The organism is Curtobacterium sp. SGAir0471, from assembly GCF_005490985.1.
Lineage (GTDB): Bacteria > Actinomycetota > Actinomycetes > Actinomycetales > Microbacteriaceae > Curtobacterium.
The window spans coordinates 2573602-2589121 of the sequence record NZ_CP027869.1; the positions used below are offsets into that span (position 1 = coordinate 2573602).

14 protein-coding genes are annotated in these 15520 nt (G+C 72.3%); 7 read left to right on the forward strand and 7 right to left on the reverse strand.

Annotated features, from left to right (window positions below; genetic code table 11):
• Positions 1-64: 64 nt before the first annotated feature.
• Positions 65-1057 carry a helix-turn-helix transcriptional regulator gene (locus C1N91_RS11980; protein WP_175416008.1) on the reverse strand — a complete coding sequence of 331 codons (993 nt, stop codon included), beginning with the start codon at positions 1055-1057 and terminating at the stop codon, positions 65-67.
• Between the two features lie 60 nt (positions 1058-1117).
• Entirely contained in the window at positions 1118-2080 is a 963-nt protein-coding gene (locus C1N91_RS11985) for a sugar-binding transcriptional regulator (RefSeq protein WP_254678239.1), read from the reverse strand.
• A 203-nt stretch (positions 2081-2283) separates the two neighbouring features.
• On the opposite strand from C1N91_RS11985, the gene C1N91_RS11990 reads away from it, so the two are divergent.
• Positions 2284-4029 carry a glycerol-3-phosphate dehydrogenase/oxidase gene (locus C1N91_RS11990; protein ID WP_137767887.1) on the forward strand — a complete coding sequence of 582 codons (1746 nt, stop codon included), beginning with the start codon at positions 2284-2286 and terminating at the stop codon, positions 4027-4029.
• 216 nt (positions 4030-4245) lie between these two features.
• On the opposite strand, the gene C1N91_RS11995 is transcribed toward C1N91_RS11990, so the two are convergent.
• Positions 4246-4902, reverse strand: a complete 657-nt coding sequence (locus C1N91_RS11995; protein WP_137767888.1) for a histidine phosphatase family protein — start codon at positions 4900-4902, stop codon at positions 4246-4248.
• Between the two features lie 28 nt (positions 4903-4930).
• Positions 4931-5053 (reverse strand): type B 50S ribosomal protein L36, encoded by a 123-nt coding sequence (ykgO, locus tag C1N91_RS12000; protein ID WP_058743312.1) that lies wholly within the window; start codon positions 5051-5053, stop codon positions 4931-4933.
• Between the two features lie 58 nt (positions 5054-5111).
• Here ykgO and C1N91_RS12005 point away from each other — a divergent pair, with 58 nt between their 5' ends.
• On the forward strand, positions 5112-6149 hold the full coding sequence (locus C1N91_RS12005) for a GTP-binding protein (protein ID WP_137767889.1): 1038 nt from the start codon (positions 5112-5114) through the stop codon (positions 6147-6149).
• A 137-nt stretch (positions 6150-6286) separates the two neighbouring features.
• Here the strand turns inward: C1N91_RS12005 and C1N91_RS12010 are convergent, their stop codons facing one another.
• Positions 6287-7789: an MFS transporter gene (locus C1N91_RS12010; protein ID WP_137767890.1), complete on the reverse strand. Its 1503-nt coding sequence runs from the start codon at positions 7787-7789 to the stop codon at positions 6287-6289.
• A 190-nt stretch (positions 7790-7979) separates the two neighbouring features.
• Here C1N91_RS12010 and C1N91_RS12015 point away from each other — a divergent pair, with 190 nt between their 5' ends.
• On the forward strand, positions 7980-8516 hold the full coding sequence (locus tag C1N91_RS12015; RefSeq protein WP_137767891.1) for a DinB family protein: 537 nt from the start codon (positions 7980-7982) through the stop codon (positions 8514-8516).
• 63 nt (positions 8517-8579) lie between these two features.
• Here the strand turns inward: C1N91_RS12015 and C1N91_RS12020 are convergent, their stop codons facing one another.
• Positions 8580-9545 (reverse strand): sugar-binding transcriptional regulator, encoded by a 966-nt coding sequence (locus C1N91_RS12020; RefSeq protein WP_137767892.1) that lies wholly within the window; start codon positions 9543-9545, stop codon positions 8580-8582.
• 54 nt (positions 9546-9599) lie between these two features.
• Entirely contained in the window at positions 9600-10448 is an 849-nt protein-coding gene (locus C1N91_RS12025; protein WP_137767893.1) for a GolD/DthD family dehydrogenase, read from the reverse strand.
• A gap of 142 nt (positions 10449-10590) precedes the next feature.
• Here C1N91_RS12025 and C1N91_RS12030 point away from each other — a divergent pair, with 142 nt between their 5' ends.
• The 4 genes from C1N91_RS12030 (at position 10591) to C1N91_RS12045 (ending at position 15503) form a co-directional block, all read left to right on the forward strand.
• On the forward strand, positions 10591-11766 hold the full coding sequence (locus C1N91_RS12030; RefSeq protein WP_137767894.1) for a zinc-binding dehydrogenase: 1176 nt from the start codon (positions 10591-10593) through the stop codon (positions 11764-11766).
• 18 nt (positions 11767-11784) lie between these two features.
• Positions 11785-13113 carry an MFS transporter gene (locus C1N91_RS12035; protein ID WP_217496428.1) on the forward strand — a complete coding sequence of 443 codons (1329 nt, stop codon included), beginning with the start codon at positions 11785-11787 and terminating at the stop codon, positions 13111-13113.
• Positions 13114-13272: 159 nt separating this feature from the next.
• Positions 13273-15012, forward strand: a complete 1740-nt coding sequence (locus C1N91_RS12040; RefSeq protein WP_137767895.1) for a dihydroxyacetone kinase family protein — start codon at positions 13273-13275, stop codon at positions 15010-15012.
• The gene (locus C1N91_RS12045; RefSeq protein ID WP_137767896.1) at positions 15009-15503 is read left to right on the forward strand and encodes a ribose-5-phosphate isomerase; all 495 of its coding nucleotides are present in this window, start codon (positions 15009-15011) and stop codon (positions 15501-15503) included. The genes C1N91_RS12040 and C1N91_RS12045 overlap by 4 nt, the downstream gene beginning before the upstream one ends.
• Positions 15504-15520: the final 17 nt, after the last annotated feature.

Below are 15520 nucleotides of genomic sequence, written 5' to 3' on the forward strand. Positions count from 1 at the left end.
CTGCATGACCGGAGCGCATTCCGACGCACGAGATTCGATCGGGGCCCCTCCCGCAGCCGGTCGATCAGCGCGTTCGGAGTGACTCGCTCGGCAGTTCCCCGAAGCGCGCACGGTAGGTCGCGGAGAACCGGCCGAGGTGCCCGAACCCCCACGCACGGGCGATGTCCGCCACGCTGGTGTCGTCTCGATCACCGCGGACCAGGTCCCCACGGGCGCCGTCGAGCCGCACGCTGCGCAGCAGGTCGCCCGGGGTCTGGTCGAGGTGCCGTCGGAGCGACTGCTGCAGCCCACGGGGGCTGAGCCCGGCGGCGGCTGCGATCTCGGCGGTCCCGATGGGGTCCCGCGCGTGGGCGTGCACGTACTCGAGAGCCAGCCGCAGTCGGGCGTGCTCCGGACCGTTCCCGGTCACCGTCGACTGCCAGCGCTCACGGTGCGGGAAGGCCTCGACCGCGGCGGCGGCGAACGCGTCGACGATGCTCCGCCGAGCCGCCGGCGTGAGCGCCTGGTCGGCACCGAGCCAGGTCCGCGTGTGCTCGCGGACCGCTGCCTGCCAGGCACGCATGCCCTCGGCAGTCGGACGCCGGAGCGGGTCGAAGGCGAAGGCGTCGTCCCCGACGAGCGCCCGGAGGTGCGCACGGTCGAGCTCGACGAGGTTGAGGCCGATGTCCCGGTGGTGCAGCTCGTACCGGTCGGGCAGCACGAGCGGCACCCCGGGTTCGAGGTCGACCGACCGGCCGTCGACCGTCAGCGTGCTCGACCCGGCGCGGAGCCAGGCCACCAGGAACTTGTCGTCCACCGCGCTCTCGGTGCGGAGGTCCACCAGGAAGCGGGACGACCGCAGGGAGAGCAGGTCGTCGCCCACCCCGGAGAAGTCCCACATCGGGCGGTTACCCGTCCGACGGACGCGGGGCGTCCGGAAGTCGTAGTCGGCCGTGAAGAACGCCAGGGCCTCGTCGACGTCGGTCCCGGTGATCCGTCGGAAGGACCGACCGTCCGGGGTCGCCGGAGTGGTGCGGTCGGATTCCACCCGGCCGAGGTTCTCGTGAGAAGGCACCATGCACCAGAACCTACGGGGGACCACCGACATGTAGGTCACGACCTGACCGAGGCACCCTGCTCAGGGCTGCAGGATCGCCTGCCCGACGCTCTCGTCGAGGATGAGGTCGGTGACGAGCCCGGCGGCGAGCGCACCCCGGAGGGACGCTGCCTTCGACCGGCCGGCCACCACGCAGACCCGCCGTGGCGCCCGCTTGATGGTGTCGAGGTCAGGCGCACCCGCGCGGGCGTTCACCCCGATGTCCTTCCACGACCCGTCGGCCCGGTAGAACACGGTCGAGACGTCCCCGACGACGCCCGCCTCGGAGAGCTCGTCGCGGTCGGAGGGGTCGAGGTACCCGCCGGAGTACACGTGCGAGGGCACCGGCGCCTGCGGGGCCCCGACGCCGAACACGACGAGGTCCATGCGTTCGTGCAGGTCGAGCACGCGGCGGATCGAGCGCTCGCGGAACAGTGCCTCCTTCGTCGCCGGGTCGTCGAAGAACGCCGGCACGGGGAACTGCTGCACGAACGCGCCGTACGCCTCGCCGAAGCGGCGGAGGATCTCCGACGCGTAGACGATGCCCGTGGTCCGGGTGTTCGCGGCGCCGTTGATCTGCACCACGGTGGAACCGTGCGTGGTCTTCGGCACCAGGTACCGGCTGACCGCGCTGACGGTCGAACCCCACGAGATGCCGATCACCATGTTCGACTCGACGTACTGCGTGAGGATGCGCGCGGCGGACAGCGCCACCCGCTCGAGCCGGTCGACGTCGCTCGTGTGGTCCGGCACCGGGACGACGTGCGCGTGCACCCCGAAGCGGGCGCGGATGTTCCGGCTGAGCGCGGCCGCCTGGTCGAGGGGCGAGCGGATCTGGATGTCGACGAGCCCGGTGTCCCTGGCGAACTTCAGCAGCCGCGAGACCGAGGACCGCGAGGTCCCGAGCTCGTCGGCGATGGCGTCCATCGTCAGGTCCTGCAGGTAGTAGAGGTGTGCGGCGCGCAGCGCCTGCTGCGTGCGCATCGGCTGAGCCGCGTCGCTCATGGTGCTCCGATCGGTAGAACGCAACCATGCACGGACGTGCACGGCCTCTGCAACCCCTGTCGCGCCTCCCGACCGTCCGTCCCGCCACCCGCGCGCCGCCACGACACGTGTGCTGCACGTTCGTGCACGCGAGTTGCCCGCACTTCCACCCAGGAGCACCATCGAGGGAGTCCCCACGGAACCGACCAAGGAAGCGACGCACCATGTCGAAGAAGACGCAGCCCCGGAAGACGGTCAGCGCGCTCACCGAGCGCCCGAACGCACAGGTCCTCATCGTCGGTGGCGGCATCAACGGCATCGCCACCTTCCGCGACCTCGCCCTGCAGGGCGTCGACGTCGTGCTCGTCGAGCGCGGCGACTACGCCGGCGGCGCCTCGGCCGCGTCGAGCCACATGATCCACGGTGGCATCCGGTACCTCGAGAACGGCGAGTTCCGCCTGGTGCGCGAGAGCGTGCAGGAGCGCAACGGCCTGATCCGCATCGCCCCGCACTACGTCAAGCCGCTGCAGACGACGATGCCGATCTTCTCGACGTTCTCCGGCATCATGAACGCCCCGCTGCGCATGCTCACCCACAAGCAGCGCTCGACCAAGGAGCGTGGCGCGGCCCTCATCAAGATCGGCATGACGATCTACGACTCCTTCTCGCGGGACGGCGGCTCGGTGCCGAAGCACCGCTTCCTGACGAAGAAGGCGGCGCTGGCCGACATGCCGGCGCTCAACAAGGACCTGAAGTACACGGGCACCTACTACGACGCCTCGGTGCACGAGCCGGAGCGCCTCGCGCTCGACGTGCTCAAGGACGGCCTCGCCGCGGCGACGGGCGCCGGCAGCGCCGCGTCCGCCCGTGCGGTCAACTACGTCGAGGCCGCCGGTACCCGCGACGGCGGCGTGGTGCTGCGCGACCGCGAGACCGGTGAGGACTTCGTGTTCACCGCCGACGTCGTCGTGAACGCATCCGGCCCCTGGACCGACCTGACCAACCAGGCGTTCGGCGGCGAGACGAAGTTCATGGGCGGCACGAAGGGCTCCCACATCGTCGTGCAGAACGACGAGCTGCTCGAGGCGACGAAGGGCCGCGAGCTGTTCTTCGAGAACAACGACGGCCGCATCGTCCTCATCTACCCGCTGAAGGGCCGGGTGCTCATCGGCACGACCGACATCGACGCCGACCCGTCGCAGCCTGCCGTCTGCACCGAGGAGGAGGTCGACTACTTCTTCGGGCTGGTGAAGCACGTCTTCCCGCAGATCGCCCTCGACCGCGACCACATCGTCTACCGCTACTCCGGCATCCGCCCGCTCCCCCGTCACGAGGACACCGCCCCCGGCTTCGTCTCCCGCGACTACCGGATCGTCGACACCCCGATCGCCGGGCTGCCCGGCACGACCGTGCTCTCGCTCGTCGGTGGCAAGTGGACGACCTTCCGCGCCCTGGCCGCGCACCTGTCGAGCGACGTCACGACGAAGCTCGGCGTCGCCCGGAAGGTCGACACGACGGGCATGCCGATCGGCGGTGGCAAGGACTTCCCGACCACCGACGCGCAGCGTGCGCTGTGGATCAAGTCGCACCGGGACGGTCTCGACGAGCAGCTCGTCGACGGCCTGCTCGAGCGCTACGGCACCCGTGCCGCCGAGGTCGTGGACGTCCTGACCGACGGCCCGGTCGAACCGCTCGAGTCGGACCCGTCGCTCACCCGTGCCGAGGTCGCGTACTTCGCCGAGCACGAGCAGGCCGTGCACCTGGTCGACGTCGTGCTCCGTCGCACGAACCTGGCCTTCGTCGGCGGGGTCACCATCGACCTGCTCGACGAGCTGGCCGACGTGCTCGCAGACACCCTGGGCTGGAGCACCGAGGAGCGCGCGGACGAGGTCCAGCGCACTCTCGACGTCCTGCGCGAGTCGCACGGCGTGATCGTGCCGCTGCACACGACGACGGCGCAGCCCGCGTAGTCCACGCGGCCCCCGACGGACGGGAGGCGCGGTGCCGGCCGGCACCGCGCCTCCCGTCCGTCGTGTGGTCCCGAACTCGTCCGTCGCGCCCGCCGCGCACGCCACCATCTCGATGAGACGACGCCGTCCCGACGAGACGCCGCCGAATCCGGCGGCGTCTCGCCCAACCGCGGGCGTCTCGCGTCGACGCCGGCGTCTCAGCAGGCGTCGCGAACGTCAGAACGCGTCGCCGGTCGGGTCCTGCGCCGTCCGGTCGATCAGGTCCTCGCCGCCGACGGGCTCACCCTCCCAGTCGACCAGGCGCCAGCCGTCCTCGAACGACCCCTCGACCTCGACGATCCCGGTGTTCTCGAGGTGCCGCTTGGTCCCGAACTCGTCGGGGGTGTTCTGCGCCGCCGCACTGGCCCACGTGCGGATCGCCGCGCCGTGGCTGAACGCCGCAGCGACCTCGACGCCCGTGCCGAGGATCTGCCGCACGGCGTCGTCGTAGCGCGCGAAGAACTCCTCGCCGCTCTCGGCCCCGGGCATCCGGCTCGCCCGGTCCCCCGCCGACCAGCCGTGCACGGTCGAGATGTACAGCTGCACCGAGGTCCGGTCGCGCTTGCCCTGCAGGTCCCCGGCCTCGATCTCGCGCAGCCCGGGGAGCACGACGGGTTCGGTCCCGAGCGCGGCGGCGAGCGGCGCGGCGGTGACCTGCGTTCGGACCATCGACGAGACGAACAACCGCTCGATCCCGCGGTCGGCGAGGGCCGTGGGCAGGGCGTCCGCCTGCTGCTGCCCGAGCTCGGTGAGCCCGGGGCCGGGTACTTCGGCGTCGAGCACGCCGTCCACGTTCGCAGGGGTCTGGCCGTGCCGGATGAGCAGGAGTCGCATGCGCCCCACCCTACGGACCCGCGGTGACCTACCCCTGGCGGGCCTTCCACCGCGGGTCCCGCTTGTTGATGACGTACACGCGGCCGCGGCGTCGCACGATCTGCGAGCCGGGGATCTTCTTGAGCGCCTTGAGCGAGTTGCGGACCTTCACGGGTCTCCTTCCTGTACCGACCCCTTGTTGAGAACGGTTGTCATGTAGGCTACCCGACATGCGCCCTGCAGCAACCACCCTCGTCACCGCCCTGCACGATGCCGACGTAGTCCGCGTCGCGCGCCGGATCGGCAGCGGCCACCGGATGCACGTCCAGGGCGATGCCCTCGCGGCGGCCAGGGGCATCGCCGCGCGGCGCGACCAGCTCGACCGCGTGTGCGGACCGGACGCCGACCACGACCTCGTCGTCACGCTCGCGCCGGAGGTGGACGTCCGCGCGGTCGGGATGCTCCTCGCGAACGCCGCACGTTCGGAGACCGGCGACGACCGGGTCCTGCGCCACGTGGTCGCCGTGCTCCGGGCGGACGACGTCGCCCACCTGCTCTGGTCGGACGTGGACGATGCCTTCGTGGCCGCAGAGCGCGTGGTGGCCCTCGTCGAGTACGCGACCGTGGTCGCGCTCGACCGACTCGAGCCACTCTCCGGCCGTCGTCGTCGGGCGCTCGTGGCGTTGCTCCACCGCATGGCCCCGCAGGCGGCGATCGTCGCGGCACCCGCCGTCAGGGGGCCGCTCGACCTGCCGGCGTCGAACGGCGGCGCCGCCCGCCTGCTGGCCTCCGGCGCCGGCTGGATGCGCGCACTGTCGAGCGACGCCGGTCGGACCGACACCGGGCGAGGGCCGCGGGACGACCTGGTGACGATGCGGTACCGCGAGCCGCTGCCGTTCCACCCCGGGCGACTCGCCGACGTCATCGCGGACGACCTCGCCGCGGGCGCGAACGGGCGGGTCCTGCGCTCGAAGGGGTTCGTCCGCCTGGCGTCCCGGCCGGACCACGTCGGCTCGTGGTCGAGCTTCGGCGCGATGCTCGCGCTGGACCCGACCGCGAACCCGTCATGGGACGAGGACGCACCGGTAGGGCAGGCGATCTGGTTCGTCGGCGAGCGCCTCGACGTGCACGCGATCGAACGCGCGCTGGACGGCGCACTCCTCACGTCGGAGGAGCTGCTCGCCGGGCCGGACGTCTGGCGTCGGTGGCCGGACCCGTTCCCGGTGTGGCCGGCGCTCGACCCCTCGCACGAGTACCGGCACGACTGACCGCGCTGCGACACTGCACGCGTCGATCGACGAGTGCCATGTCGCAGAGCGCGCGCCGCGCCCCACGCCCCACGCCCCACGCCCCGCGCCTCACGCCCCAGACGACCGATGCCCGGGACGATCGGCGCCGGGCGGCCTCAGCGCCGGGCGGTCTCCGCGATCCCGTCGTGCGCCGCGAAGGGCAGGTCGCCCAGGTCGAGGTTCGGGTTGGTGTCCTGCGTGAGCACGAGCTCGCGCGCCTCGGCCTCGGACTCCACCGCGGGCATCGACCCCGGGAGCGGCCGCTGCGACGACTCCCGCATGCAGAACACGCCGATCGCCCCGACGATGCTCATCGCCACGAGGAAGTACGCGGGCGCGAGCTGGTCGCCGGTCGCGGTCAGGAGCGCCTGCACGATGAGCGGCGTCGTCCCACCGAACACCGCGATCGCGATGTTGTAGGCGAAACCCATGCCCCCGTACCGGGTCGACGTCGGGAAGAGCGCGGGCAACGAGGCCGCCTGGTTCGACACCCACAGGGCGGTCATCAGCGCCAGCAGCCCGAGTCCGGCCAGGGTCGACCACTGCGCGCCGTGGCCGATGAGCAGGAAGGCCGGGACGGCGAGCACGACCGTGGTGCCGGCACCGATCCACATCACGGTGCGACGACCGATGCGGTCGGAGACGCGACCGGCGACCGGCAGCATCACCGCGAGCAGCACGAGCACGGGGATGGTGAGGAGCGTCCCGTCGATCGCCGAGTACCCCAGCGAGTCGGTCAGGTACGTCGGCATGTACGAGGTCAGCGCGTAGCCGACCGTGTTGGAGGCACCGACGAGCATGATCGCGATGACGATCGGGCGCCAGTGGTCCCGGATCATCACGAGCACGTTGGCGGGCCGACCGCCCTCGGCGGCCTCGCGGTCCGACGCGGCAGCTTCCTGTGCGGCCTGCGTGGCCTGGAAGACCGGCGACTCCTCGATGCGCAGGCGGAACCAGATCGCGACGACGCCGATCACGCCGGCGAGCAGGAACGGCAGGCGCCAGCCCCACGCGGTCATCGTCTCGTCGCCGAGCGTCACCTGCAGCACGGTGACCACGGTGGCGCCGAGCGCGAAGCCCATGTAGCTGCCGAAGTCGAGGATGCTCGCGAAGAAGCCGCGTCGACGGTCGGGTGCGTACTCGGTCACGAACGTGGTCGCACCGGCGTACTCGCCACCGGTCGAGAAGCCCTGCGCGAGCTTCAGCACGACGAGCACGACCGGGGCGACCGCACCGATGGTCGACCAGGCCGGCAGCACTCCGATCAGGAACGTCGACGACGCCATCAGGATCAGCGTCGTGGCGAGCACCTTCTGCCGCCCCAGCCGGTCCCCCAGCCGCCCGAACACGATGCCACCCAGGGGCCGCGCCACGTAGGTCGCCGCGAACACGCCGAGGCTGAACAGGATCTGCACCGACGGCTCGGCCGTGGGCAGGAACACCTTGCCCATCGTGACCGCCAGGTAGCCGTAGACCCCGACGTCGTACCACTCCATCGTGTTGCCGACGACCATCCCGCTGACGGCCCGGCGCATCATGCTCTTGTCGACCACCGTGACGTCGCTGACCCGCAGACGTCGGGGCGCTCGGGCGGTGGTACTGCTGGGGTCGGAACCCATACGCGATCTCCTCGTGGTGGGGACGGGCCGATCGGTACCGGTCCGGAACAGCCAGCAACGGTACCGAGCGACCGACATGTCACTGGCCGGGGATTCACAGGTACCGGCGTGTCACCCGGACGGGGGTCACGCCCGATCCGCACGACGGTGCCGATCGGCCCGGAGGTCACGAGGCGGTAACGTCTGCCCCGTGGCGATCGAACCGGACACGAAGAACTGGACCTGGGTGATCGGGACCGCGTGCCCCGACTGCGGCTTCGACGGTGCGACCCTGGCGTTCCGCGACGTCCCGTCGGTGATCGCCGAGAACGCTGCCGCGTGGCCGGAGCAGCTCGCCCGTCCGGACGTCCGGCAGCGCCCCGACGACCGCACGTGGTCGCCACTGGAGTACGGCGCGCACGTCCGCGACGTCCACCGGAAGATGACGGAACGGCTCCGGCTCGTGCTCGCCGAGGACGACCCGGCCTTCCCGAACTGGGACCAGGACGCCACCGCCGTCCAGGACCGCTACGGCGAGCAGGACCCGGCGGTCGTCGCCCGGGAGCTCACCGATGCGGCCCGTGACGCGGCGGCCGCGTTCGCCGCCGTCCCCGACGGCGCCGTCGGACGGACGGGGCGGCGCTCGGACGGCAGCGCCTTCACGGTCACGACCCTCGCGACCTACTACCCGCACGACCCGGTGCACCACCTGTGGGACGTGCGCCGGACCGCCCACCGCACGGGGTGACGGACGGGAGGCGCGGTGCCGGCCCGCACCGCGCCTCCCGTCCGCCCCTGGTCGCCTCGCGGCTCAGGCGAGTGCGTCGAGCAGGGCGCGCGCGGTCGCGGCGTCGGTCACCAGTTCGTTGATCATGCCGGCACGGACGGCGCCGATGATGCTCGGCACCTTCGCCGACCCGACGGCGACGCCGACCGCGTGCGGGACGCCCGCGAGCACCTCGCGCGAGGTCCGGACCATGCGCTCACTGCCCGGGAACTCGATCGGCGACCCGTCGGCGGCGAAGAAGTTGAGGCAGACGTCACCGGCGGCCTGGTCGAACACGGCGTCCTCGACCGGGATCCCCCGCGCGAGGGCATCGCGTGTGGGGGTCGGTGCGCCGACGCCCAGGATCGCACCCTTCGCCCGCCCCCACAGGCCGACGACGTGCTGGAAGGCGGGGTCCTCGTCGAGCGAGGCCCGCATGGCGGCCGACGGCAGGGCCTGCGCGAACAGGAACGCCGGGATCGCGCCGGAGTGCTCGGCGGCCGTCCGGGTGATCTCGTTCGTCTGGAACCACGGCATCGGGTCCGCCTGCCCGCCGACGGTGGGGACGAGCTGCACCCCCGCGAGCGGTGGCATCCCGGTCTGCGCGACGTCGTAGACCGTCCGACCGGACGACACCAGGACCGCGTCGCCCGGGGTGAGCCCCATCCCCTCGACAGCGGTCGCGATCGGGGCGGCCAGGTCGGCGCCGAGCGTCGCCTGGTGCGTCACGGCCGCCAGGTGCACGGCGCGCAGCCCGAGCACGACCTGCAGCCGTTCGGCGAGCGCGACGGTCTCGTCCTGGAAGGGGTCCACGACGTCGATCCGGACGAGACCGGCGCGGCGCGCCTCGGCGACCAGCCGGCTGACCGTGGGGCGCGAGACCCCGAGGCGCGAGGCGATCTCGACCTGGGTGGCGTCCTCGAGGTAGTACATCCGGGCCGCCTGGTAGACGGTGTCCAGCGGGAAACGGGCCCGCGACCCCTCGGCGCCGGTGGTGCTCTCGGAGGACATGCTCGCTGGACCCTTCGGATCGGTCGGACACTCGGATCGTAGTCCGACCGAGGGTCACCGGATCGTGAACCCGCCGTCCACGCGGAGGTCGGCACCGTTCACCATCGCGGCACCGTCGCTCGCCAGGAACAGCACCGCGGCGGCGATCTCGGCGGGGGTCGCGAAGCGGCCGGTCGGGATCTCGTCCTGGTGCCGGATGCCCGCCTCGTTCGCCCAGGCCGCACGACCCAGGTCGGTGAGCACGACCGTCGGCGAGACGGTGTTGACCGTGACCCCGCGCCCACCCCACTCGAGCGCGAGCACGCGGGTCAGGCCGAGGACACCGGCCTTCGACGCACAGTAGGCGGCGTGCCGGTCGAGGCCGACGTGGGCCGCCTGCGACGCGATGTTCACGATGCGCCCGGTGCCGGCGGCGAGCATGTGCCGCCCGACCGCCTGCGCGAGCCGGAAGGTGCCCGTCAGGTTGACGTCGAGCGTCCGCGCCCACGCACCGGCGTCGAGGTCCTCGGCGGCGTCGAGCGCGACGATGCCCGCGCAGTTCACGAGCACCTCGATCGACCCCGCGGCGTCGACGACCTGCTGGACCGCCGCCGCGACGGAGCCGTCGTCGGTGACGTCGCACGCGAGCCCGAGGTGGTCCCCGGCGGCGACGGCGGGCAGTTCGGCGGCGGCAGCTGCCGAGGCGTCGGCCCGGACGTCGACGATGGCGACCCGGGCACCGCGGGAGGCGAAGGCCTTCGCGATCGCGTTCCCGATGCCGGACGCACCGCCCGTCACGACCGCTGTCCGGCCGGTCAGGTCGTTCGTCAGGTCGACGGTCCGGGGACCGGGCCGCAGGGCCGCGGCGAAGTCGGTGTCGTTGGCGGTTCCGGTGGCGGTGGCGCTGTCGACGGCGTCGGTCATGGTCGCTCCCTTGCGATGTGGGGTGGTGGTGTCGGAACGATAGCAGAAATTGTGTTCTGGACATCTGTTCCCAACCGTGTACAGTCATCGCCGAACCATCGGAACGGGCGCACCGCCCGGCTGACCAACGGAGGACCAGCACATGTCGACGACGACGACCGAGACCCCGGCGCAGGGCGACGCGCACCCCGACATCCCGAACACGATGCGTGCCGTCGTGGTCCACGGCCCGAGTGACTACCGGCTCGAGGAACGCCCGGTGCCGCAGCCCGGGCCGGGCGAACTGCTGCTCCGCACCGACGCCGTCGGCATCTGCGCGAGCGACCTGAAGTGCTACCACGGCGCGGCGAAGTTCTGGGGCGACGAGAACCGGCCGGCATGGGCGGAAGCCGACCGCATCCCCGGCCACGAGTTCGTGGGGACGATCGTCGCCGGTGACGACGCCGCACTCGCCAAGCGCGGTGTGACGCTCGGCGACCGGATCGCGTGCGAGCAGATCGTCCCGTGCTGGGAGTGCCGGTACTGCCTCGAGGGCGCCTACTGGATGTGCGCCGTCCACGACATGTTCGGGTTCAAGGGCTTCGACGGCGCCATGGCCGAGTACGTGCTCGTCCCGGCGAAGGCCCTCACCCACCCCGTCGACCGCGCGCTGCCCGGCCAGGTCGCCGCCTTCGCGGAGCCCCTGTCCTGCGCCTTCCACGCCGTCGAGCGCGGCGACATCAGGTTCGGCGACACCGTGGTGATCGCCGGCGCCGGCCCGATCGGCCTGTCCGCCATCGCCGGTGCCCGCCAGAAGAACCCGCTGCGGATCATCGCGCTCGACGTCGTCGACGACAAGCTCGCGCTCGCCCGCAAGGTCGGTGCAGACCTGACGATCAACATCGCGCAGGAGGACGCCGTCGCCCGGGTGAAGGAACTCACCGACGGCTACGGCGCCGACGTCTACATCGAGGCGACCGGGCACCCCTCCGCGGTGCCCCAGGGCCTGAACCTGCTCCGCAAGCTCGGCACGTTCGTCGAGTACTCGGTCTTCAAGGACGCCGTCTCGGTCGACTGGTCGATCATCTCCGACGACAAGGAGCTCGACGTCCGCGGCGCCCACCTCGGCCCGCACACCTGGCCGGCGGCGATCAAGCTGCTCGAGTCGGGCACCCTGCCGATGGACGAGATCTGCACGCACCAGTTCCCGCTCGAGGACTTCCAGCAGGCCCTCGACCTGGTGGGCGACTCCGCCGGGGCGTCGGTCAAGGTGTCGATCATCCCGTCGCTCTCGGCGCCCACCACGTCCGCCCCGACCGCGTCCGCTGCGCGGGCCTGAGCGCCGAGGAGTCCCGCGATGTCCACGACGACCGCGCGCACCACCACCGCGCCCACGACCACCGCCGCCCGCCCCGAGGGCCGACTCGACCGGATGGGCATCCCCCGTCCGCTCGCCCTCGGCTTCGTCGCCGTGCTCGTCTTCATGACCGGCAACGGCGTCGAGTCGAACTTCATCACGCCGCACATGGTCGCGGTCCTCGGCAGCCCCGAGGCCACCGTCGCCACGATCGTGACGTTCTACAGCCTCGCCGCGCTCATCGGCAGCTACGTCTCCGGCGCCCTCTCCGACCTGATCGGGCCGCGCCGGGTGATGATCCTCGGGTTCGCCGTCTGGGTGGTCTTCGAGGTGCTCTTCCTGCTGGCGCTGAACGTCGAGAGCGTGCCCTTCGCCGCCGTCGCCTACGCCCTGCGCGGCTTCGGCTACCCGCTGTTCGCGTTCGCCTTCCTGGTGTGGGTGAACATCACCACGCCGGTCGAGCGCAACGGTGCAGCGGTGGGGTGGTTCTACGTCGCCTTCACCGGTGGTCTGCCGACCCTCGGCTCCCTGTTCGCCATCGGGGCGATCCCGGTGTTCGGCGGCGGCACGGTCGGTGAGACGGGCGCGATGATCGCCTCGATCGGCCTCGTGGTCGCCGGGTTCCTGATCATGCTGTTCGGCGTCCGCCTGCCCAACGGGTTCTCGCGGATCGCGCCGGCCGGGGAGAGCGCCTGGCGGGTCCTGACGAGCGGCATCCGGCTCACCGCGACGCGACCGAAGATCCTGATGGGCTTCCTGGTCCGCCTGATCAACACCGCACCCGAGTTCGGCATGTTCGTCGTGCTGCCCGCCGTGATCGCGAACGACCGCGGCTGGGGCCAGAGCCGCTGGCTGCTCATGACCGTCTGCGTCTACGCGACGAACATCCTGGTGAACGCCCTGTTCGGCTGGGTCGGCGACCGCATCGGCTGGCAGCGCACCGTCAAGTGGTTCGGCATCGTCGGCTCCGCGACCGGGCTCGTGGCCTGGTGGTACGTGCCGCAGCTGGTGCCCGCCGGGTCGGACTGGGGCTACGTGCTCTCGGTCGTCGCCGGCTGCGTGTTCGGGTGCCTGCTCGCGGGCTTCGTCCCGATGGGCGCGATCATGCCGGCGCTCGCTCCGGAGCACAAGGGCGCCGCGATGGCGATGTACACCACGGCCGCTGGCGGCGCGGCGTTCCTCGGTACCGGCGTCGTCGCCGCGGTGTTCGCACTCGGCGGTGGCGGCCAGGCGGTCACGTGGACGTTCGTCGGCCTCTACGCCTGCGCGTTCGTGATGATCCACTTCCTCGACGTGCCGCAGGGGCGCCCGCACCGCGGCACCCGCTGACGCACGTCGACCCGACCACGGGCGGCGGTGGCCGTCCCACCGCCGCCCGGTCCCCCGACACGACCCGACCCGCGCACCCGACCGACGCACCCGGTCGTCCGACCCGATCCTGACCCCATCCACCGGACCCCGGTCCACCGCACGACAGGAACGAACCCCATGACCACCATCCACGACGACCCCGAGGACTTCGCCGAGGACCAGCTCGCCGGCTGGCTCGCCCTGTACGCCGACCGCGTCCGCGGCGTGCACGGCGGCGTCGTCGCACTCCCGACGGACGGCGCCGAGCGTCAGGTCGCCGTGATCGTCGGCGGCGGCTCCGGGCACTACCCCGCGTTCTGCGGAGTCGTGGGACCGGGCTTCGCCACCGGCGCCGTCGTCGGCAACGTCTTCACCTCGCCCTCGGCGGCGCAGGTCTACTCGGTCGCCAAGGCCGCCGACCAGGGCCGCGGCGTCGTGCTGTCCTTCGGCAACTACGCCGGTGACACCATGAACTTCGGGCTCGCCGCCGAGCGGCTCCGCGCCGAGGGCATCGACACCCGGATCGTCGTCGTGACCGACGACGTGGCGAGCGCGGACGAGGTCACGAAGCGTCGCGGCATCGCCGGCGACTTCTCGGTGTTCAAGGCGATGGGTGCCGCCGCGGCCGCCGGTGCGGACCTGGACGAGGTCGAGCGCGTCGGCACCGCCGCGAACGCCGCCACCCGCACGATCGGCGTCGCGTTCTCCGGCTGCACCATGCCCGGCGCCACCGAGCCGCTCTTCTCGGTCCCCGACCGCCACCTCGGGCTCGGCCTCGGCATCCACGGCGAACCCGGCATCCAGGACGTCCCGGTGCTGCCGGCCCGGGAGCTCGCCGCGCTGCTCGTCGAGCGTGTGCTGGCCGAACGACCCGAGGGCTCCGGACCGCGGGTCGCGCCGATCCTCAACGGCCTGGGCGACACGAAGTACGAGGAGCTCTTCCTGCTCTGGGGCCGGGTGCTGCCCCTCCTCGAGGACGCGGGGCTCGAGGTCGTCGAGCCCGAGGTCGGCGAGCTCGTCACGAGCCTCGACATGGGCGGGTGCTCGCTGACGCTGCAGTTCCTCGACGACGAGCTCGAACGGTACTGGCGCGCCGATGCCTACACGCCGGCGTACCGCAAGGTCGCCGCCCCGGTCGCCGCGCTCGTACCGGCCGCGGCCGTCACCGAGGCTGCCGCCGAGGCGACGGTCGTGCCGGAGGCGACCGGGGCCTCCCGGCGGGCCGCCGAGACCGCACGCGTCGCCGTCGAGGCGATGGACGTCCTGCTCCGCGAGCAGGAGGAGACGCTGGGCCGCATCGACGCGGTCGCCGGTGACGGCGACCACGGCCGCGGCATGGTGAAGGGCATCGGTGCGGCCCGTCGCGCCGTCGAGCAGACCGACCGGGAGGCCGGGGTCGCCTTCGTCCTCGGCCGTGCCGGTGAGGCGTGGGCCGCGTCGGCCGGCGGTACCTCCGGTGTGCTGTGGGGTGCGGCACTCGAGGCGTTCGGTCGCGCGCTCGGCGACGACACCGAGCACGTGGACGCGTCCGACGTCGTGGCGGCCGCCCAGGCCTTCGCGGACTCGATCGTCCACCTCGGTGGCGCGTCCCGTGGTGACAAGACCCTGCTCGACGCCCTGCTGCCGTTCGTCGACGAGCTGCGGTCCCGGGTCGACGAGGGCGCCGACACGGCGGAGGCGTGGCAGGCGGCGGCCGAGGTCGCGGTCGAGCAGGCGGCGGCCACGGCGGACCTGCGGCCGAGGGTCGGGCGTGCCCGGCCGCTGGCCGAGAAGAGCGTGGGGACGCCCGATGCGGGCGCCACCTCGATGGGGATGGTCCTCACGCGGATCGGCGAGGTGCTCGCCGTCCGCGCACGACGCGAAGGAGTGGACGCATGACGTACCGGTTGGTGGTGGGCTCGGACGACGCGGGCTTCGACTACAAGGAGGTCATCAAGCGTGACCTCGAGGCGGACGACCGCGTGGCGAGCGTCGTCGATGTCGGGGTGGACGCCGACGGCCACACGGCGTACCCGCACGTCGCCGTCGACGCGGCGCGGATGGTGGCCGACGGCGAGGCCGACCGGGCGATCCTGGTCTGCGGCACCGGGCTCGGCGTGGCGATCAGCGCGAACAAGGTCCCCGGCATCCGGGCGGTGACCGCGCACGACTCGTTCAGCGTCGAGCGCTCCGTGCTGTCGAACGACGCGCAGGTCCTCTGCATGGGGCAGCGCGTGATCGGGCTCGAGCTCGCACGGCGGCTGGCGAAGGAGTGGCTCGGGTACGAGTTCGACACGTCGAGCGCGAGCGCCGAGAAGGTCGCGGCGATCTGCGGCTACGACGGGTCGGTGCCGGTGGGCGTCGACGGCGCGGTGGCACCAGGCCGCTGAGTGCGCGGATCCCCAGC

Bases quoted from the DNA above. Each gene is read 5' to 3' on its own strand.
- C1N91_RS11980 (WP_175416008.1), bottom strand. From the start codon at position 1,057: ATGGTGCCTTCTCACGAGAACCTCGGCCGGGTGGAATCCGACCGCACC.
- C1N91_RS11985 (WP_254678239.1), bottom strand. From the start codon at position 2,080: ATGAGCGACGCGGCTCAGCCGATGCGCACGCAGCAGGCGCTGCGCGCC.
- C1N91_RS11990 (WP_137767887.1), top strand. From the start codon at position 2,284: ATGTCGAAGAAGACGCAGCCCCGGAAGACGGTCAGCGCGCTCACCGAG.
- C1N91_RS11995 (WP_137767888.1), bottom strand. From the start codon at position 4,902: ATGCGACTCCTGCTCATCCGGCACGGCCAGACCCCTGCGAACGTGGAC.
- C1N91_RS12005 (WP_137767889.1), top strand. From the start codon at position 5,112: ATGCGCCCTGCAGCAACCACCCTCGTCACCGCCCTGCACGATGCCGAC.
- C1N91_RS12010 (WP_137767890.1), bottom strand. From the start codon at position 7,789: ATGGGTTCCGACCCCAGCAGTACCACCGCCCGAGCGCCCCGACGTCTG.
- C1N91_RS12020 (WP_137767892.1), bottom strand. From the start codon at position 9,545: ATGTCCTCCGAGAGCACCACCGGCGCCGAGGGGTCGCGGGCCCGTTTC.
- C1N91_RS12025 (WP_137767893.1), bottom strand. From the start codon at position 10,448: ATGACCGACGCCGTCGACAGCGCCACCGCCACCGGAACCGCCAACGAC.
- C1N91_RS12030 (WP_137767894.1), top strand. From the start codon at position 10,591: ATGTCGACGACGACGACCGAGACCCCGGCGCAGGGCGACGCGCACCCC.
- C1N91_RS12035 (WP_217496428.1), top strand. From the start codon at position 11,785: ATGTCCACGACGACCGCGCGCACCACCACCGCGCCCACGACCACCGCC.
- C1N91_RS12040 (WP_137767895.1), top strand. From the start codon at position 13,273: ATGACCACCATCCACGACGACCCCGAGGACTTCGCCGAGGACCAGCTC.
- C1N91_RS12045 (WP_137767896.1), top strand. From the start codon at position 15,009: ATGACGTACCGGTTGGTGGTGGGCTCGGACGACGCGGGCTTCGACTAC.